Source organism: Actinoplanes sp. NPDC021490, assembly GCF_055562135.1.
Genome location: NZ_JBVHFW010000011.1, coordinates 246,117 through 267,799, shown reverse-complemented (window position 1 = coordinate 267,799; position 21,683 = coordinate 246,117). Strand labels below are relative to the sequence as shown.

Below are 21,683 nucleotides of genomic sequence, written 5' to 3'. Positions count from 1 at the left end.
TGGGAAGTGATCTCTGAGCTGCGACGTTGGGCAGGTTGGTTCAAGCATCAACTATTCAGGAGGACCACAAATGACCATCGTCGTGACGGGCGCTACGGGACACCTCGGCCGGCTCACCATCCAGTCGCTGCTCGCCAAGGGCGTACCGGCGAGTGAGATCGTCGGGCTCGGCCGCCAGACCGACAAGATCGCGGACCTGGGTTTCACCGTGAAGCAGGTCTCCTACGACGATCCGGCGGCGCTGCGGGCGGCGTTCGAGGGCGCCGACAAGGTCCTGTTCATCTCGGGCAGCGAGGTCGGTCGGCGGCTCGAGCAGCACCGCAACGTGGTCGACGCGGCCAAGGCGGCACAGGTGGGCCTCCTCGTCTACACCAGCGCTCCCAAGGCCGACACCACCGACATGGCGCTGGCCGGGGAGCACCTGGCCACCGAAAACATGATCAAAGAGTCCGGTCTCCCGTACGTGTTCCTGCGCAACAGCTGGTACGTCGAGAACTACAGCGTCGAGCAGGCGCTGGCCCACGGCATGTTCGGTGCGGCCGGTGACGGCAAGATCAGCGCGTCGCCCCGGGCCGACTACGCCGAGGCCGCCGCGGCCGTGCTGACCGGCGAGGGCCACGCGGGCAAGGTGTACGAGCTGGGCGGCGAGGCGTTCACGCTGTCCGAGCTGGCCGCCGAGATCGCCAAGCACTCCGGGCAACCGGTGACCTACACCGACCTGGGCGAGGAGAAGTACCGCGAGATGCTCGTCGGCGTGGGACTGCCCGAGGCGGCCGCGGCGGTCTACGCGGACGCCGACCGGGCCGCGTCGAACGGCGCGCTGTTCGTGCCCCGCGACGACCTGGAGTCGTTGCTGGGCCGCCCGGCGACGCCGCTGTCGGAGTCGATCAGCGCCGCCCTCAAGGCCTGACAGACGAGCGCGACGCCGGCGGCCGCTGGGGGGAAGCGGCTGCCGGCGTCGCAAGTCTGGTGCGGGTTACTGGTAAGCGGGCGGCGGGGGCGGGGGAACGTCGTCGCGACGGGTCTCCCGGTACTCGCTGCGGACCTGCTGGTTCGGATAGACGGGAGCGCCCGGCACCGGCTCGGCGGTCTGCCGGGTCACGACCGTGCGGCGGCGGCTGTTCCAGAACCAGAGCGTGATGACCAGGCCGATGAGGCCGGCCGCCATCAGGATCCACCCGATGATGTTGATGTCGATCCCGCTGATGTTCGCGTTGACGGCGAACGCCAGGATCGCGCCCAACGCCAGCAGGAAGATGCTTCCGCCGATGCCCATCCCGGGCCTCCTTGATCATCACCACGGTCAATACGTCGCTCTGGGTTTACCCACCCGCTCTCGTCCTCAATCAGGCAAGCTGGACACATGACCGTGAGGACGCTCGTTCTGCTCCGCCACGCCAAGGCGGAGACGCCTGATGGGCAGGTCGATTTCGACCGGAAGCTGACCACCACCGGTGAGACTGACGCGGATGCCGCCGGGGCGTGGCTGGCCGACGAACGCCTCTACCCCGATCTGGTGCTCTGTTCGGCCGCGGCGCGCACCCGCCAGACGTGGCAGGGCGTCTCGATCGCGATGGCCCAGGCCCGCGAGGGAGGCGGAACACCCGAGGTGCGCTACGAGGAAAGCCTCTATCACGGCGGGCCGACCGAGGTCTTCGACCTGCTGCGCAAGGTGCCGGACACGGTTCGTACGGTGCTCGTGGTCGGTCACAACCCGACGGTGTCGGAGGTGTCCGCGTTGCTGATCCCCGACGAGCAGTACGACGGCATCGACGTGATCATGAAGACCGCGGGCCTGGCCGTGCACCGCGCCGACGGCTCCTGGTCGGCCACCGAGCCGCGCGCGATGCGCCTGACGGAACGCCATACCGCCCGGGGCTGACCTCTGTTTCGGACAAAAAACGGCTGAGGCCGGCGGACGCCCTTGTCCGCCGGCCTCAGCCGTTTTTCAGGAGAGTGGGTAAAGCATGGAGGGTGAGGGGGAGCGGGGGCGGCTCCCCCTCACCGTGGGGCAACCTCAGAAAACGTCTTCGGAGATGTCCATGAGGTCCAGAGTGGTGCTTTCGATGATGCGGCGGTCGGAACCGACGCGGGGCAGCACCTCGCGGACGAAGAAGCGGGCCGCCGCCACCTTGCCTTCGTAGAACTTCTTGTCGGCGGCCGAGACGTCGCCGCCCAGCGCCTTGAGGGCCACCTCGGCCTGACGCAGCAGCAGCCAGGCCAGCACCACGTCGCCCAGCGCGAGCAGCACGCGCCGCGAGCTCAGGCCCACCTTGTACAGCTCGCGAGTCTCCCCGCCCTGCACGGCGCCGAGCCAGCCCATCGTGGCTCCGAGGATCTGCTGCATCTCACCGAGCGCCTTGCCCAGCCCGAGCCGCTCCTCCTTGAGCTGACCGTTGCCGGCCTCGCTCTCGACGAACGCCTGCATCTCGGTGGCCAGCGAGGCCAGCGCGACACCCTGGTCCTTCACGATCTTGCGGAAGATCAGGTCGAGGCTCTGGATCGCGGTCGTGCCCTCGTACAGGGTGTCGATCTTGGCGTCCCGCACGTACTGCTCGAGCGGGTAGTCCTGCAGGAAGCCGGAGCCGCCGAACGTCTGCAGCGACTCGTGTCCGAGCAGCTCGTACGCCCGCTCGGAGCCCACGCCCTTGACCAGCGGCAGCAGCAGGTCGTTGACCTTGCTCGCGGCCTTCGCGGCCTCGAGGTCGCCGGCCGCCTCGGCGATGGCCACCTTGTCCTGCCACGTCGCGGTGTAGATGACCAGCGCGCGCAGGGCCTCCGAGTACGACTTCTGCAGCATCAGCGAGCGGCGTACGTCGGGGTGGTGGGTGATCGTGACCCGGGGAGCGGCCTTGTCGTCGTTCTGCACCAGATCGGCGCCCTGTACGCGGTTCTTGGCGTACTCGAGGGCGTTGAGGTAACCCGTCGACAGGGTGGCGATCGCCTTGGTGCCGACCATCATGCGGGCGTACTCAATGATCATGAACATCTGGCGGATGCCCTGGTGCTTCTCGCCGAGCAGCCAGCCCTTGGCCGGAGTGCCGTGCTCGCCGAAGGTCAGCTCGCAGGTGTTCGAGACCTTGAGGCCCATCTTGTGCTCGATGTTGGTGGCGTAGACGCCGTTGCGCTCACCGAGCTCGCCGGTCTCGGCGTCGAAGTGGTACTTCGGCACGATGAACAGCGACAGGCCCTTGGTGCCCGGGCCGCCCACACCCTCGACGCCGACCGGGCGGGCCAGCACGTAGTGGATGATGTTGTCGGTCAGGTCGTGCTCGCCCGAGGTGATGAAGCGCTTGACGCCCTCGATGTGCCACGAACCGTCGGCCTGCGGGATGGCCCGGGTGCGGCCGGCCCCGACGTCCGAACCCGCGTCGGGCTCGGTCAGCACCATCGAGGAGCCCCAGAGCTTCTCGACGAAGAGCTTGGCCCACTTCTTCTGCTCCTCGGTGCCCTCGGCGTCGACGACGGACGCGAAGGAGGGGCCGGAGGAGTACATCCACACCGGGGCGTTGGCGCCGAGCACGTTCTCGGCCAGGGCCCACCAGAAAGCGCGCGGGGCGAGCGTGCCGCCGAGCGAGCTGGGCAGGTCGAGGCGCCAGAACTCGCTGGCCATCCACTGCTCGAACGACTTCTTGAACGACTCCGGCAACGGAGCGGTGTGTGTGGCGGGGTCGAAGACCGGCGGATTGCGGTCGGCCTCGACATAGCTGGCGGCCAGATCCTCGGTGGCGAGGCGGTTGACCTCGGTCAGCACATCGCGTGCGGTGTCCGCATCAATGTCCTCGTACGGCGCCTGACCGAACGCCTTGTCAGCCCCGAAGACCTCGAACAGATTGAACTGGAGGTCCCGAAGGTTGCTCTTGTAGTGAGTCATGGTGCTTGGCCCCGCTCTCCGAACGCCGCCGGTCTGGAGTTACCCGTCAGTAACCCCACTGTATTACTGATCGGTAGAGCGGGACAACCCGCGAGTTGATTCGTGACCAACCACCCAGTTGCGGGGGTGTGTCCGTCGGTTCGAACATCAAACGCCTCCGATCGGGTGGCCAACAGGATGGCCGTTCGGCTATTTGCCGACTCCCATGCGCCCCTGACGTATCGGCGCGCGATGCGGCTCGTTGCACCGGATAGACACGAAGCTTTCGTCTTCGCCAGCCGCCAAAGGGGGCGCGCCATGTTCGCTACGCTCAAGAGCCTCATTCCGGAGCCCCGACAGGCGAACCAGCCACGCCACTACGTCGGGCGGCATCGTCAGCCCGAACCAGTGCCGGTCCCGGTTTCGCCAGCTCCGATCGCCACTTCGCCCGAGGACGAGCCGGCCCAGCCCGCCGCCTCGGAAGAGAAGACGAAAGAGATCGCCGCCTAACTTCCGGCGGCGCCGACCTCCCAGCTCGGGATCGGCACCGTCGCGCCGTCGTCCCGGCCGGCGTATTCCAGCAGCACCAGCGCGATGTCGTCCTCGAGACGGCCGTGCACCCAGTCGACCAGGGCCGTCTCGAGCGAGGCCAGCCCGTCGCCGACCGTGCCGTGGCCCAGCAGTCGCCACGCGCGGTCGGCGGTCGGGAAGAACTCACCGTCCCGCCGGGCCTCGCCCAGCCCGTCGGTGAACAGCAGCAGCCGGTCACCCGGTTCGAGCCGCTCGACGCGCGGCCTCACCTCGGGCATGAAGCCCAACGGCGGCGCCGGGGCCGGCGGTTCCAGCGAGATGACCTGACCACGGCGCAACAACAACGGCGCCGGATGTCCACAGTTGACGATCGTCAGCGTGCCGCCGCGCTCCTCGACCAGGGCCGCGGTCACGAAGTCCTCGTCGCCGACGCTGCGGGCCACCGCCCGGTCCAGGTCGGCCACCATGGTCTTGAGATCGGCCCGCTCGTACGCCACATGACGGTAGGAGCCGAGCACGATGCTCGCCAGCCGCACCGCGTCCAGACCCTTGCCGCGCACGTCGCCGATGATGATCCGGACCCCGTACGGGGTGTCGAGCGCTTCATAGAGGTCGCCGCCGATGTCGGCCGCGGCCGTGGCCGAGATGTAGCGGCCCGCGACCGCCAGTGCGCCCACCTGGGGGCCGACCGGGCGCAGCACCGCCTGCTGGGCGACCGCGGCCAGCCGCTGCAGTTCGGCGATCTTGTCGGCCTGGCGCTGCCGCATCGTGGCGACGGCGGCGGCGATGCCGGTGGCGAGCAGAATGCCGAGAATGTTGACCGTGCCGTTCAGGTCGAGCGGGCCGGCCGCCCCGACGAACACCATGCCGACGATCGTGGCGAGGACGCCCACGACGATCACGGTCTGCCAGAACGCGAAGACCGCGGCCAGGAACGGAACGGCAGCGAACAGCCCGGCGAAGTTGGCGTCGCTGGTGTCGGCCAGCTCCACGGCGGACACGACGGCGAGCAGCACAAGGGCCGCGCCGAGGCCGGCGCGGGATCCAGGGCTCAGCGGGCGTCGGCCCGGCGGCAGGTTAGGCATGGCTACGCGGAACAGCATGCCCGATCGAGGCGAAAGACTGCACTAACTTGACCCGTAGTCTGAGCGGGTTCTGTCCGCGCGGCCGAACAAGCCCCCCACGCGGTGACAGGATGTCCGCGTGACAACCGATCTGCGTGATCATCTGAGGGCGGAATTCCGGTGGACCGATCCGGGCCAGGGTTACCTCGTCAGCGACCGCTCGGGCTGGTGGCGTTCCCCCGCGATCCTCGCCGGTCTGGGCGACGCGCTGGCCGACCTCTTCCGGGCCGACCGTCCCACCGTGGTGGTCTCGCCCGAGGTCACCGGGTTCCTGATCGGGCCGCTCGTGGCGCGGGCCCTCGGGGTCGGCTTCGTCGAGGCCTATCGGGCCGGGGTCCGGCTGCCGATCGCCGAGCCGATGATCTGGGCCGAGGTGCCCACCGACCATCGAGGTCAGAAACAGCAGTTGGGCGTACGCCGTGAGTTGATCGGTCCGGACGACCGGGTGCTCGTGGTGGACGACTGGGCGGCGACCGGAGCTCAGGCCCGGGCGTTGCGCTCGCTGTTCGGTGGCGGCTATGTGGGCACGGCGGTGATCGTCGACGAGTGCCCGCCCGGGGTGGCCCGCGAGCTGACCCTGCGCGGCCTGCTCACCGCGGACGACATCGACCCCGATCAGGGCCGGGGGTAGTCCTTGAGAGCGCCGCGGGTCGGGATCCAGCCGATGGCCGAGTATTCGGCGACCTGACCCAGCACGTACGGGTCCTGGCCGATGATCTCGCGGGCGCGCGTCTCGTCATCGACGTTGAGCAGCACCACACCGCCGTTCGGCGGGTCCTGGCGGCCGGCCGTGACGACCAGGTTCCGCGCCTCCAGACCCTCCAGGAAGGCCAGGTGCGCGTCCCGGACCGCGTCGACCTGCTCGAGCGGCACCAGGTACTTCGAGATCATCAGATACACACCCCCGATCGTACGATTGGAAACGTGGAGAATCTCGGGCGGTACGGCACCTGGAGTTCGCGTCGTGACTGGCCGGCCGACGCCAACGTGATCGCCGCGGCGGCGCAGGAACTGGAGGCGCTCGGCTTCGGTTCCGTCTGGATCGGCGCCAGCCCGCCCGACGACCTCGATCTGCCCGAGGCCATCCTGGCCGCGAGTACGTCGCTGGTCGTGGGCACGAGCGTGGTCGACATCTGGCACAGCCACGGCGAGACCCTGGCCGCCGCCCACGCGCGCCTGAGCAGCCAATATCCCGGCCGCTTCTATCTGGGTGTCGGCTCGGGTCACGCCCCCACCGCGGCGTCGGTCGGCCAGAGCTACGTCAAGCCGCTGACCCAGTTGCGCGGTTTCCTGACCGAGAAGCTCCACCGGGTGCCTGCGTCCGAGCGCATGATCGCCGCGCTGGGCCCGAAGGCCTTGGCCGCGGCCCGCGACTTGACGGCCGGCGCCCTGCCCTACCTGATGCCGCCCGAGCACACCGCCGACGCCCGCGCCATTCTCGGCCCCGGCCGCCTGCTGATCCCCGAGCAGAAGGTCTTCCTGGGCAGCGACCCTGCCCAGGCGCGTGCGGTCGCCCGGCGCCGCCTGAGGACGTACTTGTCGCTGCCGAACTACACGAACAGCTGGCGGCGCTACGGCATCACCGACGACGACCTGACCGGCGAGGGCAGCGACCGCCTGGTCGACTGGGCCGTGGCCTGGGGCGACGCCGACGCGGTGCGCTCCCGGGTCGACGCTCACCTCGAGGCCGGCGCCGACCATGTGGCCCTGCAGGTGCTGTCGTCCGATCCGAGCGCCCACCTGCCCCGCGAGGAGTGGCGCGAGATCGCGAAGACGCTCGAGGTGGCGCGCGGGTGACCAGCAGTCCCCCGCGCGCCCTCGATCACATCAGCGCTTCGACGGCCGCCGGCGCCCGCGTCAGCGTCACGGTCGTCGCCGCAAGCTCCTTGCGCACGGTCACCCCGTCGTAGTTCGGGTCGTTCGCCCAGGCACTGCCGGTCACCTCGGCCTTACCCTTCTGGAACGGCGTGGTGCCGGTCGGGTCGGCCACCACGGACCAGGCCGCGTCCTGCCCCGCCACACAGTTGACCTGAGCGTTGAACGGCCCACGAATGATCGTCTTCTGCTTCACCTGCGTGACGAGCCCCGTCAGGTTCACCGTCGTGCTGGCGTTGCAGTTCACGGTCCCGTGCACAGTGGCCTTGCCGTTCAGCTTGCTGAACAGCCCATCCGCGGCCGTGGTCACCGTGTAGTCGAGCGGAGTGGCCGGCGCCGGATTCCCGATGACGACCCGCCCGCGCAGGGCCGCGTCCCCACCCTCACAGTGCTGCTCGAACGTGGCATCGAACCGCTCCACATAGCCATTGGGCCCGTACGCGGCGTCAGCCACCACGAACGACCCCTCAATGGTGTTGCACCCACGCCCGTTCCCACCGATGTCGATGCCGGCCCCCGCCCCACTGAACGGAGCCCGGGTGGCGTTCGGATACTCCCCCGCCACGAGCTGCTTCCCCTGCGGCGCCTTGAGGTCCATGGACCACCAGTCCCCGTTGGCCGCATTGATCGACAGGTAGATCCCCCGAAGATCACTGTCGGCCCGCACAGTGAGCTGGTCCCCCGCCCCCGCGTCATAGCTGTAGCTGCGCCCACCGGTGATGTAGTCCCCCACATCCCCGCTCATCTCAAACGTCCCCGACTCAACCGGCTGAGCGTTGGCCACCCCCGCGCCGGCCAACACCCCAACCACGGTCATCAGCCCCGCCAGCACACCCGCCGACACAGCCCGCTTCGCAAGCACGTTCATGCACACCTCTTCCCAGTCCAGGACAAGTACCAGGAAATATAGACACGCATGCACTCCCGCGCCGCCCCAGTGTGCATTTCAGACAGACGTAACGCCGCCCCGCAAAAACTTCCACAAACCGTCCGCCCCCATCAATGCCAAAGACCGGGCCGCCGGGTCGCGGGGGCGCCGGCGCAATACATGACGGCTGAGGAATCCCGGCTCTTCCTGGACGGGATCGACGGGGTGCCGGCGGATGCCCTGTCCACGGTCCGGACGCACGCCCACATCGACTCCCCGCTGCTGCCCGGAGCGCGCAAGCTTCCCTTGGTGGTGCTGTCCCCCGGCCTCGGCGACCCACGGGCCACCCTTACCGGCCTGGCCGAAGATCTGGCCAGCCACGGGTACGTCGTAGCCGGAATCGACCACACCTATGAGTCCTCCGGCGTCAGTTTCCCGGACGGGCGGGTCGCCGAATGTCTGGCCTGCAGCCAGGACGTCGACGGTGCCGCGGTGACCGCCGGGCGGGCCGCGGACGTCTCGTTCGTCCTGGACCGGCTACTCGCCCGTGCCCCCGCCTGGTCCGGTGGCCGGTCGATCGATCCGCGCCGGATCGCCATGGTAGGTCACTCCATCGGCGGAGCGAGCGCCCTGAGCGCCATGCTCACCGACCCCCGGGTCGACGCCGGGGTGAACCTGGACGGGAGCTTCTTTCCGCCGTTGAGCACGCCGTTCCGGCGTCCGTTCCTGATGATCAGTAGCGAGGGCCACGGCCCCGGGACGGATCCCAGCTGGACCGAAACCTGGCAGCAGCTGCGCGGCTGGAAACGCTGGCTAGGCGTCACCGGCACTACGCACAGTTCGTTCACCGACCTCGCGCCGCTGGCCGACCAGATCGGGCAGCCGATCCAAACGCTGTCCGGAGAGCGGGCCGGCGAGATCACCCGCGCCTACGTCACGGCCTTCCTCGACCTGCAACTGCGCGGACATGCTCAGCCGCTGCTGCACGGGCCGTCCTCCCGCTATCCGGAGGTCCACTTCCTGGCACCGTAGCTCGATCCGTCGACCGGCCGGCTGACCACACAGCTCAGCTTTCCCTTCAGAGGCCTGCCTCGCCCGGGTGGCCACTCCGGATCGCCAGCGCCGTGTGAACCTGCTGGTAATCCGCGAGCTTCCACGGGCAGCGGCCGATCCGAGCGTTGAAGTCCCGCACTCGCCGGTAGTTGTCCTGCTCGGCTTCTCGCGAGGAGAACTCGTCGTCAGGCATGCGTAGCGCCTCGAGCCAGGCTCGCTGACCGGTTTCGCAGCTGGCCGACAGCAGCTCCCAGAGGTCGGTCCCGAACACGTGATAGAAGTTCTGCTGCCCGAGCTCGGTCTCGTAGATCACGTCACCCGGCTGTTCGATCGGAAGCTCGCCGACCTGCCCGGTGCGGAGCCGCTCGGCCCACTCGGCTTGAAGATCGACGAGGTCGCCGGAGACCGAAGGCGCCACCAGCAACTCACCCCGGCTGTGCGTGATGCTTCCGAGCATGCGGAAGAATTCGGCGCGGCGGGCCGCAGTGGGAATGTGGGCGATTCCGCTGTACCAGGACGTGGTCACAGCGAAGGATTCGCCATTATTCGCCTTTTCCAGCAGCATTCGGACCTCGTCCGCTGATGCATCCTCGTTGCCGTGGACAAAGACCACCGAAAGCTCGATCTCCCCGGCCAGGCGGGTGACCGAGCCGGCGATGTAAACGTCATCTGCCTTGGTGTCGAACTGCGGTTTGCCGGTGAATTTGTGAACATCCCTGAGTTCCGTGGCCGCCTTTTCCAGCCCGACGGCGGACACGTCGTAGGCGACAACCCGCAGGTTGCGACGATGCTGACCGAAGCGGTCCGGGTAGTCGGCGACGAACTCGTTGGTGACTCGGCCGGTCCCGAAGGCGAAGTCGAGCAGCGACAGGCAATCACGATCCGGAAGAGACTCGAGAGCCCAACCAGCAGAGCGGTTCAGAGCGGTCGACTCGGCAGTGAGAACACGGACGGCTGATCGCCCGTCGTAGCCGGAACCCAGGTACCGCTCGTCGTAGATGACCCTCTGCTGCACCGTTCGTTACTCCACTCGTGTGGGCAAGATCGAATTGGCCAACCCGCGGCTGATTCAAGGAATGGCAGGCACTCTAGCGTTCTAACGACAGATAGGCGCCACTGTTTCGCCATCCAGCGTTGCGCAACTCCGCCACCCCTGTTGCCGATTTATCCATTCGGGCAAGCGGGCCCCCGCCTTTGCTGCGGCCGGGCGTGACTCACTTACGGCGTCGCTGGATCAGTGCGAACGCTATGGCGGCGGCTATGCCAGAGACCGCGATGAAGCAGCTGATCAGGATCAGGAGGTGCCAAGGTTTGATTGCGCCCATAGCGTCACACCCTAAAGCCAGGCCTCAACGATCACGCGCATCGACGTGATCACGGCGTCGGCGTAGGCCCGTCGAAATCCAGCAACAGAGGACCGTTCAGTGCCTTCACACCCGCCACCTTCGAGTCGCTTGCCAGCCGAAAGGTACCGGAAAAGCTCTCAAGGGCGGCCGTGCGGGATGGGGCTGGTCAGCCTGGCGACGGATGGCTGCGCTCCGGCGGCAAAGTTACCTTTTGGGAGTGTTTTTGCAGATCACCGCTCAGAGCGACCCCAACCTGGCCGCGGCGGCCGCGCGGCATGAGGCGCGACGGCCCGTGATGCTGGCCCGGGCCGGCGGGTGGACGCTGCTCGGGCTGGCCGTGTTGCTTCAGATGCACGGGGACGGCCTCAACGTCACGTTGCTGCTGGCCGGCGTGGCTCTGGCGGTGGTCGTGCCGATGTTTCTGATCAACCACGGGGCTCGGCGAGCGCTTCGGGACGGCGGTGGGCCCGCGACCGTCGAGATCAGCGACGGCGGGGTGGCCTGGTCGACGCTGGAGAGCCGGCACGCGTACGCGTGGAACGCCTTTCGGCATGTCGAGCACCTGGCCGGTCAGCTGGTGTTCAGCCTGGTCGGCGGCGGGATCGTGCGGGTGCCGACGCGGGGGCTGAGCCCGCAGCAGATTCACGAGGTGCTGACCACCGCGGTGGCGAACGGCGTCCCGGTTCGCTGAGAGCGGCCGGGCGGGAATCGCTCAGCCGCTCTCGTGGCGTTTTCAGACCTTTGCCGTACGGGTGGTGTTCGTCAGCGGAGCCAGCCCGGCCACCACTGGCCGGTGCGGAAACCGGTCGACCACTGGTGCTCGGAGCAGGACTGCTTGGTGGCGAAACGCTGCTCGTCGAGGATCGCCGTCGTGCCTGGGTTGTACGTGCCCAGGCCGAAGCCGATGCCGGTGACGACCATCTTCGGGTTGTCGGCCGCGACCTGCGCGAACGTCTTGGTCGCGGGACCACCGGCGGTCTTGGCCAGGCCGTTGATCGTCGTCGACGACGTCCACAGCTTGCCCTGCAGCACGTCCCACTCGGTGCGGAGCTGGCGCTGCGGGTTCCCGGCGCCGAGGTCCATCAGGTAGTAGTACGGCTCGAAGATCAGGGTGCCTTCGCCCGCCGGCGTCTTCACATAGATGTGGTACGCGGGCAGCGCGGCGTCGTTCACGCCCGCGCCGGCCTGGTCCAGCTTGACGGTCTCGTACGAGACCTCGTTGACCGTGCTGGCGAGCACCGGACGCATGTTCTCGCGCCACGAAACCTTGTCCGCGTCCTTGCCCACGGCCGTCGTCAGCTTGACGCCGTCGGTGCCGACCGTCGCCGTCGCCGTGCCGACCTTGGTCACGCCGTTGGTGTTGCTGTGCTTGACGACCGAGCACGGCCGGTGCGACGAGGCGCTCGCGGGCTGCGCGCTGATCACGTTGACCGTCAGCGCGGCAACCACAACAGCCGCCGCAGCAGCCACCGGCCGCCGAGTGATGTGAAGGATATTATGGGTCATATGTCCATTCTAGAACTTGTGGGGCTTTGATCGTTTTCGCAAGACTTCGTACGGGTTACGCCGGGCGCGCTAAACATCCACCACCGTCGGGCCACATTTGTGGGCGATCAAACGACCCCGTTCAGGCCTATTTGGACTGTCCGCGAGGAGGCCGCAACTTATTCGGGCTTCGCTCATCGGCGTAGGGGTGGTTTGTGGGCTTTTGGGCGTCACCCATTACGCACGTCGCCCGGGTGGGCCGAGTGTCTTGGGCGCGCCAGCGCCCTGCTCGGATCGCCCGGGCCCTCGGCGGGAGCGACGGTCCGTCACCACCCACCCCGCTACGACAGCCTGATGTTGACCTTCAGCTTGTCGCTGTGATCGTCCTTCAGCTTGACGCTTCGATCGGCTGGCTTGACGCTTCGATTGGCCGACTTGACGCTTCAATTCGCTTCAGCTTGTTGGCCAGAGGCGGAAATTGTGCGCCGAGCGGCTCGGAGTCGGGCCGCGCTGCCCCTGGTAGCGGGAGCCGTAGACGGCGGAACCATACGGGTGCTCGGCCGGGCTCGACAGGCGGAAGATGCAGAGCTGGCCGATCTTCATGCCGGGCCAGAGCTTGATCGGCAGGTTGGCCACGTTGGAGAGTTCCAGCGTCACGTGGCCGCTGAAGCCCGGGTCGATGAAGCCCGCGGTCGAGTGGGTGAGCAGCCCCAGGCGGCCCAGGCTGCTCTTGCCCTCGAGCCGGCCCGCGAGTTGGTCGCCCAGCGTGATGACTTCGAGGGTCGAGGCCAGAACGAACTCGCCCGGGTGAAGCACGAAGGCCTCACCGTCGTTCACCTCGAGCTCGGCGGTGAGGTCGTCCTGCTGTTCGGCCGGGTCGATGTGGGTGTAGAGGTGGTTGTTGAACACCCGGAAGAATCGATCCAGCCGCACGTCGATGCTGGATGGTTGCAGCAGCGCCGGCTCGAAGGGCTCCAGCGACAGGTCACCAGACTTGATCTCGGAGACCAGGTCGCGGTCGGAGAGCAGCATCGGGACACCATACCTAGCTGCCCGTTCGGCGTGTTTTAGTGGGCGTGTCGAACGTATGTTCGATAGAATACCGTCATGGCTTCCTGGTCCGATTTCGCCACCGCCGAGCCCACGCTCGCGGCGGGCATTCGCGCGCTCCTGCAGCAGTACGGTCCCGGCCTGGCCTACCTGGCCACCGTACGAGGCGATGGCGGCCCCCGCGTCCACCCGGTCTCCCCGGTGATCACCGACGAGGGCCTCTACTGCTTCATCGTCGACTCACCCAAACGTCGCGACCTGGAACGCGACGGCCGCTACGCCCTGCACTCGTTTCCCCCGGAAGAGAACGACGACGAGGCCTTCCTGACCGGCCGCGCCATCCGGGTGCACGACCCACGGGTGACCGCCGACCTGTCCGTGGCGCTGCACGCGTCCCCCGACGTCGACTGGCGCCTGTTCGAGCTGACAATCGAGACCGCCACCCTGCGCACCCACGGCCCCGCCGGCGCCCTGCCCTTGGCCGCCCTCCCGATCGTGACCCCCATGACGCGCACCTGGCGAGCCGAGTTAGCCCGACCGCTGGCGGTGGTGAGTTAGTGCCCGGGGAGTGCTCTTCGTGCGGTCACCATCAGGTACAGTGGTGCCCGCCGCGGGTGTAGTTCAATGGCAGAACATCAGCTTCCCAAGCTGACAGTGCGGGTTCGATTCCCGTCACCCGCTCCACGTGGAGGGCCAGGTCGGGAGATATCTCCAGCTTGGCCCTCGTTCTTATCTAGCGCTTGTTCTTGGCCGTCGTGCCCGATCACGTCCCTTCTGATCTGGCCGCTGAGGTTGTCGGCGCGGCGTCCGCCGCGTTCCCGGTTGTGTGCTGATAGATCAACGCGGCGCGGGTGTAGGCATAACCGTTGACCTTTCGGCCGGGCTCTAGATTTTGTAAATCGCTATCCAGATGATTGGCATAGCTAGCGCAAGAACTGTGCCAGAGAGTGCGATCAGTTCAGCAGAGCGCAATCCTTTGGTCACTGCGGAAAAGGCATCGAGCAGTAGGACCCAGGCCCCCAACAAAGTGAACATCAGCAAGAAAAGGGGGAACAGCTCACTTGCTGGAGCTATATCAAGGGTTATTCCTAAAGCAAGCGACATGGAAACGAAGAGCGAAATCACACTTACAGCGAATGTGATGTCTCGATACGGGCTCTCGTCTTCGCCGCCATTTCGCCGCATTCTGGTATCGACCATTACGGCAACCAAAAGACCAGCGTCTACCTGCGCAAACGTACCAGCTGCATCAGTAGAAATCATCTACGCAGGCTACCGAGCGCACTGAGGCATTGACAGCGGGAAGATCGAGTTCTGTCTTTTAGTCTGTCAATACTAGACAATGAGCCGAGTGGACGCGACCGTCGACGACGGCTCACTGCGGCTATCCGTATCAGAACCTTGGTCATGGCTACATCAAGCTTGCCGTCTTGAAATGGGATTCCCCAGACTGTAGGCAAACTTTCTGTACCGACCCGAGACGAGCCGATAACGCCGCCAGGGCGCGAGCTCGGCCCCCGGCAAGCCGGGCGGGGCCGAGTCTCGCAAGCAGCCCGTCGCTGGCATGGAAACGCGGAACTGGGCCGCTGCGGCGACAGAGCGCGGGAACAGGCGCACCCCTGTCGCTGTATTGCTGGGCCGGGTTCGTCAGCCGATCATGACGAAGACGTCGTCGATTTCGCCGGCGAACTGGTCGTTGCTTTTGCTTGTGCCTTTGCCGCCTACGCGTAGGGGCTCGGCGTTGGCGATGGACAAGTCGGCGGGGACGGTGACCGCCGCGGCCGGGTGGCCGTCCACGGCCAGGGTCAGTTTGTCGCGGGTTCGGGCGCACGTCAGCGAGTGCCATTTGCCGTCGGCCACGTCGATGGCGGGCTCGGCGCGATAGATGCGGCCCTCGCCGGCCAGCACGCAGCTCGGGTGTCCCTGCCGGTGGTCGACCTGCAGTTTGTACTGGCTGATGTTGCCGACCGAGTAGCCCTTCTGCACCACGTTGGCGCCGTCGGCCAGGTCGGCGTAGGTCATTCGCACCGAGGCCCCGTACCGGAGCGGCTTTGTTCCGGGGTTGAGCGAATCGTCGCGGACGCCCTCCAGGATCGCGCGGGGGCAGTCCCGTTCGCGGGCCAGACGGCACCGGGTCGGGTAGGAAAGGGCCAGACCCGCGCCCTGCCGTACGAGCCGGAGCGAGCCGCCGTTCTGCCCGAGGGGCCGCAGCTCGTGCCCGCCGCGGTGGTCGGTGATCGGCCGTCCGACGCCGCCGTCGAAGGTGTAGCGGACGGTCACCGGGCCGGCCGCGACCCGGATCTTGCCGGTCGGCTCGGGGGTCGGCTCGGGCTCGCGCACCGGAAGCAGGCCGGCCAGCGCCCCGAGCGCGCCCGATTTGTCGAGGCGGGGGGAGATGGGGTCCGGTGCCGGCGGGGCCGGATCGAGCGACGGCTTCACCACCGCGAAGGCCGGGTCCGAAGATGGCTGCTGGGCGTGCGCCACCGCGCCGACAAGGACCAGCAACCCCGCCAGAGCCAGCCACCACCGTTTGCGAGACATAGGTTTATTGTCCGAAATGGTCGGCCGCCGGTCGAATGCGAGCGCCGAAAATCCGATAAACAACCCGTACGCGGTCAGCCAACCGCCCGAGGCTGTGCCGTCGCGGTGGGCAGGATCGGGTGGCTCGGTTCGCCGACGACCGCGTGCACCACGTCGTCCAATGTGATCACGCCGAGCGGCCGGCGGCCGTCGCTGACGAGGACGATGTGCAACCGGTCGCGCCGCATGGTCAGGAGCAGATCGGCCAGCGTACGTTCCGGCCCGACCACCGCCAGCGGCCGGATGATCTCGGGTGGGATCGGCATCGTCCGGCGCTCGGCGGAGTACCCGAGAATGTCTTTGACGTGCACGAAGCCCAGCACCCGTCGGGTTTCGCGCTGCACGACGGGGAATCGCGACCGGCCCGTACGCGTGGCCACCGCCTCGACCGTGGCCGGGGACACGTCGTCGGCGATCGTCGTGACGCTCGACCAGGGCCGCAACGTGTCGGCCGCCGTACGCCCGTGCAGCCCGAGCGCCGCGTGAATGCGCGCGTACTGTTCCGTGCCGAGCAGTCCCTCGCTGCGCGCCTGCGTCACCATGCCGGCCAGTTCCTCGGCCGTGAACACGGTCTTGACCGAGTCCGTCGACTCGATCGACCAGATCTTCAGGACCAGCCGGGCCGCCCAGCGCATCGCGTTGAGCAGTGGTTTCGTGGCCGTGCAGAAGGCCAGCATGAACGGCCCGAGGATGAGCGCGGCCCGTTCCGGCCCGGCCAGCGTGATGTTCTTGGGCACCATCTCGCCGATCACCGTGTGCAGGAAGACGACGACGCCCAGGGCCAGCACGAACGCGACAGGGTGGATGGCGCCCTCGGGCAGGCCGATGGCGTGGAACGGGCCCTCGAGGAAGTGCGCCAGCGCGGGTTCGGCCAGCGCGCCCAGGCCGAGCGAGCAGACCGTGATGCCGAGCTGGGCCCCCGCGATCATGAGCGGGATCTGACTCATGGCCGATAAGGCCCACCGGGCGCGCTTGCTGGTCGCGGCCAGCGGTTCCAGGGCGGTGCGCCGCGACGCGATGAGGGCGAACTCGCCGCCCACGAACAGCCCGTTGCCGATGAGCAGGGCAAAGGTGACCAGGAGCTCAGTCATCGGCGGGCTCCGGTGGCGCGGACACCCGCACCTGTTCGATGCGGTGCCGGTCGACGGCCATCACGGTGAACTCCCACCCGAGCGTTTCGTAGGACTCGCCGACGGTCGGGATGTGTCCGAGCCGGGAGAGCAGAAAACCGGCCAGCGTCTCGTACGGGCCCTCGGGCAGGGCGAATCCGGTCTGCTCCATCAGCTCGTCCTCGCGGAGCAGACCGTCGACCACGTACGACTTCTCGCCGCCGGGCGCCGTGAGCTCCTGGGTCGAGGTCTCGGCCGGCTCGACGTCGTACTCGTCGGCGATCTCCCCGACCAGTTCCTCGATCAGATCTTCGGCCGTGACGACGCCGTCGGTGCCGCCGTACTCGTCGACCACGATGGCCAGGTCGGCGTTGGCCTCACGCAGCGCGGCCAGCACCTTGTCGAGGCCGAGGCTCTCGGGCACGTACACCGGCTCGCGGGCGATCGTCGCGACCTGGGTGGCGCCGCGGCGTTCCGGCGGGACCCCCAGCGCGTCGGGCACCCCGACCACGCCGATGACCAGGTCGATCGTGTTTTCGTAGACCGGGAAGCGGGTGTGCCCGGTCTCGCGAGCGACCGCGATCAGCTCGGCCACGCTGGCCGTGGTCTTGAGCCCGACCACGTCGACGCGCGGGGTCATGGCCTTGGCCGCGCGTTTCTCGCCGAAGCGGATCGTGCGGCGCAGGAGCGTGGCGGTCTCGGCGGGCAGCGCCCCGGCGTCGGCGCTGATCGCGGCCAGCAACCCCAGTTCCTCGGGCGAGCGGGCGCTGGCCAGCTCCTCCTGGGGTTCGATGCCGATCCGCCGGACCAGCCAGTTGGCCGACCCGTTGAGACCACCGATGACCCATTTGAAGAGCTTGGAGAACGTACGTAACGGGGCCGCGGTCATCAGCGCCGCGCGCATCGGGCGGGCCAGGGCGGCGTTCTTGGGCACCAGCTCGCCGAACAGCATCGAGATCAGGGTCGCGACGATCAGCGCCAGCGCGTGGGTGACGCCCTCGGTGGCGTCGCCGGCGACCGGCTCGATGATCGGGTCGAAGAGCCTGGAGAGGGCGGGCTCGGCCAGATAGCCGGTGAGCAGCGCGGTGAGCGTGATGCCGAGCTGGGTGCCGGAGAGCTGGAACGAGAGCTCGTGCAGAGCGTGCTGGACCGTGCGCGCACGGCGATCACCCGAGGTGGCCCGGGCGGCGATCTCGGCCCGATCGACCGTGACCAACCCGAACTCGGCAGCCACGAAGAACGCGTTGCCCGCCGTGAGCAGCGCGAACGCCGCCAGCGGAAGCACCGCGGTCAGGAACAGGCCGTCCATGATCGGTTCACCTCGCCCTCATTGTGCCGGACCGGGGCGAACCCGGCGTGCCCACCCGAAGTGAGGATTGGCACGACCCGAATCTGGAAAATGTCAGGGAATGAACCTGGTCGAAGAGTTCACGCTGCTGGCGTACGACGACGACGGCACTCCGCTGACCGACGGCACCCACCTGGACCACGGTCTGGGCGGCGGGCTGCTGCTCGAACTGGCGCTGGCCGGCCGGGTCGACGTGGTGGACAAGAGGGTGGTCGCGCTCGACATCAGCCCGACCGGTGACCCTCTGGTCGACGCCGCCCTGATGCGGATCGTCGCCGAGGACAAAGCCCGCAAACCCGGCCATTGGGTGTCGAAGTTCGCCAAGGACACCCGGCCTCAGGTGCTCGACAAGCTGGTGGCCGAGGGCATCCTGCGTACGGAGAAGGACAAGGTGTTGTGGGTCTTCCCGCGCACCAAGTATCCCGCCGCTCACGGCGTCGAGCCCGTCCAGGAGACGGCGGCCCGCGAGCGGATGCGGCAGGCTGTGCTCGGCACGGGGGCGGTCGAACCGCGTACGGCTGCGCTCTGTGCCCTGGTCGCCGCGACCGACCTGGACAAGAAGGTCTTCGGTGACCTGGACCGGAAGGTCGTCAAGGACCGGCTGCGCGAGATCGGCGAGGGCGCCTGGGCGGCCACGGCCGTGAAGAAGGCGATCGACGAGATCCAGGCGGCCGTGATGGTCGCCATCGTCGCGTCGACCACCGCGGCCACCGCCGGCACGCCCTCGTAAGGCCCTAGACCTCCTGCTTGAGCGAGCGCAGGAGGACCGTCGCGACGTCCACCACCTCGACGTTCTCCTGCTCGCCCTTGCCGGTGACCCCGTCGCCGATCATCGTGTAGCAGAACGGGCAGCCCACGGCGATCGTCTTGGCCCCGGTCGCCAGGGCCTCCTCGGTCCGCTCGACGTTGATCCGCTTGCCGATCTTCTCTTCCATCCACATGCGCGCGCCGCCGGCGCCGCAGCAGAAGGACCGTTCGGAGTTGCGGGGCATCTCGATCACGTTGGCCGCCGCGCCCAGCACCTCACGCGGGGCGTCGAACACCCGGTTGTGCCGGCCCAGGTAGCACGGGTCGTGGTAGGTGACGTCGCCCTCGATCGGCTGGACCGGGGTGAGCTTTCCGGTCGCGACCAGGTGCTGCAGCAGCTGCGTGTGGTGCACGACCTCGACCTTCAGGCCGAGCTGCTCGTACTCGTTGCCGAGCGTGTTGAAGCAGTGCGGGCAGGTGGCGACGATCTTCTTGACCTTGGCTTCCTGCAGCGTCTCGACGTTCTGCTGGGCCAGCATCTGGAAGACGAACTCGTTGCCGATGCGCCGCGCGGGGTCACCCGTACAGGTCTCGCCCTCGCCGAGAATCGCATAGTCGACACCGGCCTCGTGCAGCAGCTTGGCGACCGCGCGGGTGGTCTTCTTGGCCCTGTCCTCGAACGCGCCGGCGCAGCCGACCCAGAACAGGTATTCGAAGTCTTCCTTCTCGCCGACCCGCGGCACCTCGAAGTCCAGACCCTTGGTCCAGTCCTCGCGGGTGTTCTGCGGCGCGCCCCACGGGTTGCCCTTGTTCTCCAGGTTGCGCAGCATCACGCCGGCCTCGCTGGGGAACGACGACTCGATCAGCACCTGATAGCGGCGCATGTCAACGATGTGGTCGACGTGCTCGATGTCGACCGGGCACTGCTCGACGCACGCCCCGCAGGTGGTGCACGACCACAGCACGTCGGGGTCGATCACGCCCTGCTCTTCCTCGGTGCCGATCAGCGGGCGGTTGCCCTCGGCCAGGGCCAGCACATCCATGTGCGCCAGTTGGGCCTCGGTCGCCTTCTCCTCACCGGTCAGGTCCTTGCCACCGCCGGCCAGAAGATAAGGCGCTTTCGCGTACGCGTGATCGCGCAGACTCAGCACGAGGAGCTTGGGCGACAGCGGCTTGGCCGTGTTCCAGGCCGGGCACTGCGACTGACAGCGGCCGCACTCGGTGCATGTGGAGAAGTCGAGCAGACCCTTCCAGGTGAACTGCTCCACCTGGGCCACGCCGAACTGGTCCTTCTCGGGGTCGGCCTCTTCGAAGTCGAGCGGCTTGCCCTCGCTCATCATCGGCCGCAGCGCGCCCAGCCCGGAACCGGCCGGCTTCTCGGGCGCGCGCTTGAAGAAGATGTTGAAGAAGGCCAGGAAGCGGTGCCAGGCCACGCCCATCGTCGGGTTGAGCGCGATGGTGATCAGCCAGCCCATCGAGATGAACAGCTTGACCAGCGCGACCCAGGTCGGCCCGTCGTGCGCGGCCGGCAGCAGCGACCCGACGCCGTGCGACAGCGGGGTCGCCCAGCCGGGGTATTCGAAGGTGTCGTTGGCGACCTTGAAGCCGCGGATCAGGAAACCGCAGGCCAGCACGCCGAGGATGACCGCCTCGACGAAGTACGCCTGCCACATCGTCGAGCCCAGGAACCGGCTGCGCTTCTGCCGGATGTTCCGCTGGCGCACGAAGATCAGATAGAGGATGCCGGCCAGGCCGAGGATGCCGATCCACTCGGTGACGAAGCCGTAGACGACCCAGTGCCCGATGATCGGGAGCCCGCCCTCGGGGTCGACGACCTCGAAGTAGGCCTCCACGACCAGCAGAAACAGGATCATGAAGGAGACCATCACGAGCCAGTGGGCGGCGCCGATCGCGCTCCACTTGAGCATCCGCGTGTGACCCAGGGTCTCGACCAGCATGGTCTTCGTACGGGTCGGCTTGTCGGCGAAGCGGGCCGGGTCGGGCTTGCCCAGCCGGATCACCGCCGTGATGGTCAGCACGGCGCGGACCGCCAGCACGACCGCGACGACGGTGATGGCGCCAGCCAGCACGGTGGCGACTATCTGCGCGATACCCATCAGCGATGTGCCTCCTCGGTCGGGCTGTCCGCCGCGCCCATGTTACCCACGAGTAATAGATGGGCGCACGCCACCGGGTCAAGTGGGGACGCCCATAGGCGCGAAGCGCACCCCGGCCAAGGGCGCGGGGTGCGCTTATCGGACAAGTCACACTACCCGCGCGTCAGCGGGCATTGCGGCCTAACGCCAGCGGGACAGGATGCCCAGCGACGCGACCATGCACCCGAAACCGATCGCCAGGTTCCAGTACCGCAGCGACTCCACTGGGTACTGCTGGGACGACAGGTAGTACACGACCAGCCAAGCGATGCCGATCACGATCAGCGCCACAGCACTGATCGGCAGCCACATCGGGCTGGGCTTCTTCGACGCCGCTGCTGCCGCTGGACGAATGTCCGTCGGCGGTGTGTAGACCTTCTTCTTGCGGACCTGAGACTTCGGCACGGTGCTCTCCTGAAGGGCAACAAGTGGTGAACAACCCCACCGCTGAGCGGCTCCGGAGACCCCGAATGCTGCCCGTGGCGATTAATGTTCGACAGCTAGCGTAGTCAAGGCAGCGGGCAGACAGGCACCCGCCGGGCGAGGAAAATGTCCGGC

Annotated in this window: 22 protein-coding genes and 1 tRNA gene; 9 read left to right on the top strand and 14 right to left on the bottom strand. The window is 67.8% G+C overall.

Annotated features, from left to right (window positions below):
- Positions 1 to 70 precede the first annotated feature (70 nt).
- The gene (locus tag ACZ3I4_RS27875; protein ID WP_465384964.1) at positions 71 to 910 is read left to right on the top strand and encodes an SDR family oxidoreductase; all 840 of its coding nucleotides are present in this window, start codon (positions 71 to 73) and stop codon (positions 908 to 910) included.
- 66 nt (positions 911 to 976) lie between these two features.
- Here ACZ3I4_RS27875 and ACZ3I4_RS27870 read toward each other — a convergent pair whose 3' ends face one another.
- Positions 977 to 1,276 (bottom strand): DUF6458 family protein, encoded by a 300-nt coding sequence (locus ACZ3I4_RS27870; protein WP_465384963.1) that lies wholly within the window; start codon positions 1,274 to 1,276, stop codon positions 977 to 979.
- An 87-nt stretch (positions 1,277 to 1,363) separates the two neighbouring features.
- On the opposite strand from ACZ3I4_RS27870, the gene ACZ3I4_RS27865 reads away from it, so the two are divergent.
- Positions 1,364 to 1,882, top strand: a complete 519-nt coding sequence (locus ACZ3I4_RS27865) for a SixA phosphatase family protein (RefSeq protein ID WP_465384962.1) — start codon at positions 1,364 to 1,366, stop codon at positions 1,880 to 1,882.
- Positions 1,883 to 2,017: 135 nt separating this feature from the next.
- Here ACZ3I4_RS27865 and ACZ3I4_RS27860 read toward each other — a convergent pair whose 3' ends face one another.
- Positions 2,018 to 3,874, bottom strand: a complete 1,857-nt coding sequence (locus ACZ3I4_RS27860) for an acyl-CoA dehydrogenase (RefSeq protein WP_465384961.1) — start codon at positions 3,872 to 3,874, stop codon at positions 2,018 to 2,020.
- Positions 3,875 to 4,359: 485 nt separating this feature from the next.
- Positions 4,360 to 5,487 (bottom strand): PP2C family protein-serine/threonine phosphatase, encoded by a 1,128-nt coding sequence (locus ACZ3I4_RS27855; RefSeq protein ID WP_465384960.1) that lies wholly within the window; start codon positions 5,485 to 5,487, stop codon positions 4,360 to 4,362.
- Between the two features lie 100 nt (positions 5,488 to 5,587).
- Between ACZ3I4_RS27855 and ACZ3I4_RS27850 the strand changes: the two genes are divergently transcribed.
- A complete protein-coding gene (locus ACZ3I4_RS27850; RefSeq protein ID WP_465384959.1) occupies positions 5,588 to 6,139 on the top strand; it encodes a phosphoribosyltransferase family protein in 552 nt (183 codons plus the stop codon).
- Here ACZ3I4_RS27850 and ACZ3I4_RS27845 read toward each other — a convergent pair.
- Positions 6,124 to 6,399, bottom strand: coding sequence for a YciI family protein (locus ACZ3I4_RS27845; protein ID WP_465385065.1), 276 nt, complete (start codon positions 6,397 to 6,399; stop codon positions 6,124 to 6,126). The genes ACZ3I4_RS27850 and ACZ3I4_RS27845 overlap by 16 nt on opposite strands.
- 33 nt (positions 6,400 to 6,432) lie before the next feature.
- On the opposite strand from ACZ3I4_RS27845, the gene ACZ3I4_RS27840 reads away from it, so the two are divergent.
- On the top strand, positions 6,433 to 7,305 hold the full coding sequence (locus tag ACZ3I4_RS27840; protein ID WP_465384958.1) for a TIGR03620 family F420-dependent LLM class oxidoreductase: 873 nt from the start codon (positions 6,433 to 6,435) through the stop codon (positions 7,303 to 7,305).
- 25 nt (positions 7,306 to 7,330) lie between these two features.
- Here ACZ3I4_RS27840 and ACZ3I4_RS27835 read toward each other — a convergent pair whose 3' ends face one another.
- Positions 7,331 to 8,251, bottom strand: a complete 921-nt coding sequence (locus tag ACZ3I4_RS27835; protein ID WP_465384957.1) for a hypothetical protein — start codon at positions 8,249 to 8,251, stop codon at positions 7,331 to 7,333.
- Positions 8,252 to 8,431: 180 nt separating this feature from the next.
- Between ACZ3I4_RS27835 and ACZ3I4_RS27830 the strand changes: the two genes are divergently transcribed.
- Positions 8,432 to 9,283, top strand: coding sequence for an alpha/beta hydrolase family protein (locus ACZ3I4_RS27830; protein WP_465384956.1), 852 nt, complete (start codon positions 8,432 to 8,434; stop codon positions 9,281 to 9,283).
- Between the two features lie 46 nt (positions 9,284 to 9,329).
- On the opposite strand, the gene ACZ3I4_RS27825 is transcribed toward ACZ3I4_RS27830, so the two are convergent.
- Positions 9,330 to 10,319: a hypothetical protein gene (locus ACZ3I4_RS27825; protein ID WP_465384955.1), complete on the bottom strand. Its 990-nt coding sequence runs from the start codon at positions 10,317 to 10,319 to the stop codon at positions 9,330 to 9,332.
- A gap of 548 nt (positions 10,320 to 10,867) precedes the next feature.
- Between ACZ3I4_RS27825 and ACZ3I4_RS27820 the strand changes: the two genes are divergently transcribed.
- On the top strand, positions 10,868 to 11,341 hold the full coding sequence (locus ACZ3I4_RS27820; protein ID WP_465384954.1) for a YcxB family protein: 474 nt from the start codon (positions 10,868 to 10,870) through the stop codon (positions 11,339 to 11,341).
- 71 nt (positions 11,342 to 11,412) lie between these two features.
- On the opposite strand, the gene ACZ3I4_RS27815 is transcribed toward ACZ3I4_RS27820, so the two are convergent.
- Complete coding sequence (locus tag ACZ3I4_RS27815; protein ID WP_465384953.1) at positions 11,413 to 12,156, bottom strand: hypothetical protein; 744 nt, start codon at positions 12,154 to 12,156, stop codon at positions 11,413 to 11,415.
- 432 nt (positions 12,157 to 12,588) lie between these two features.
- Complete coding sequence (gene dcd, locus ACZ3I4_RS27810) at positions 12,589 to 13,167, bottom strand: dCTP deaminase (RefSeq protein WP_465384952.1); 579 nt, start codon at positions 13,165 to 13,167, stop codon at positions 12,589 to 12,591.
- Positions 13,168 to 13,242: 75 nt separating this feature from the next.
- On the opposite strand from dcd, the gene ACZ3I4_RS27805 reads away from it, so the two are divergent.
- Together ACZ3I4_RS27805 and ACZ3I4_RS27800 are read left to right on the top strand one after the other, a co-directional pair.
- Positions 13,243 to 13,743 (top strand): pyridoxamine 5'-phosphate oxidase family protein, encoded by a 501-nt coding sequence (locus tag ACZ3I4_RS27805; RefSeq protein ID WP_465384951.1) that lies wholly within the window; start codon positions 13,243 to 13,245, stop codon positions 13,741 to 13,743.
- Positions 13,744 to 13,795: 52 nt separating this feature from the next.
- Positions 13,796 to 13,869: transfer RNA gene (locus ACZ3I4_RS27800), tRNA-Gly, on the top strand.
- A gap of 201 nt (positions 13,870 to 14,070) precedes the next feature.
- On the opposite strand, the gene ACZ3I4_RS27795 is transcribed toward ACZ3I4_RS27800, so the two are convergent.
- From ACZ3I4_RS27795 to ACZ3I4_RS27780, 4 genes are all read right to left on the bottom strand, one after another.
- The gene (locus tag ACZ3I4_RS27795; RefSeq protein WP_465384950.1) at positions 14,071 to 14,448 is read right to left on the bottom strand and encodes a hypothetical protein; all 378 of its coding nucleotides are present in this window, start codon (positions 14,446 to 14,448) and stop codon (positions 14,071 to 14,073) included.
- A 384-nt stretch (positions 14,449 to 14,832) separates the two neighbouring features.
- Positions 14,833 to 15,726 (bottom strand): LamG-like jellyroll fold domain-containing protein, encoded by an 894-nt coding sequence (locus ACZ3I4_RS27790; protein ID WP_465384949.1) that lies wholly within the window; start codon positions 15,724 to 15,726, stop codon positions 14,833 to 14,835.
- Positions 15,727 to 15,800: 74 nt separating this feature from the next.
- Positions 15,801 to 16,856: a hemolysin family protein gene (locus ACZ3I4_RS27785; protein ID WP_465384948.1), complete on the bottom strand. Its 1,056-nt coding sequence runs from the start codon at positions 16,854 to 16,856 to the stop codon at positions 15,801 to 15,803.
- Positions 16,849 to 18,183, bottom strand: a complete 1,335-nt coding sequence (locus ACZ3I4_RS27780) for a hemolysin family protein (RefSeq protein WP_465384947.1) — start codon at positions 18,181 to 18,183, stop codon at positions 16,849 to 16,851. Before ACZ3I4_RS27780 ends, ACZ3I4_RS27785 begins: the two co-directional genes overlap by 8 nt.
- A gap of 100 nt (positions 18,184 to 18,283) precedes the next feature.
- On the opposite strand from ACZ3I4_RS27780, the gene ACZ3I4_RS27775 reads away from it, so the two are divergent.
- A complete protein-coding gene (locus ACZ3I4_RS27775; RefSeq protein ID WP_465384946.1) occupies positions 18,284 to 18,952 on the top strand; it encodes a GOLPH3/VPS74 family protein in 669 nt (222 codons plus the stop codon).
- Between the two features lie 4 nt (positions 18,953 to 18,956).
- Here the strand turns inward: ACZ3I4_RS27775 and ACZ3I4_RS27770 are convergent, their stop codons facing one another.
- Positions 18,957 to 21,086, bottom strand: a complete 2,130-nt coding sequence (locus tag ACZ3I4_RS27770; protein ID WP_465384945.1) for a (Fe-S)-binding protein — start codon at positions 21,084 to 21,086, stop codon at positions 18,957 to 18,959.
- A 180-nt stretch (positions 21,087 to 21,266) separates the two neighbouring features.
- Entirely contained in the window at positions 21,267 to 21,530 is a 264-nt protein-coding gene (locus ACZ3I4_RS27765) for a cell division protein CrgA (RefSeq protein ID WP_184954305.1), read from the bottom strand.
- Positions 21,531 to 21,683: the final 153 nt, after the last annotated feature.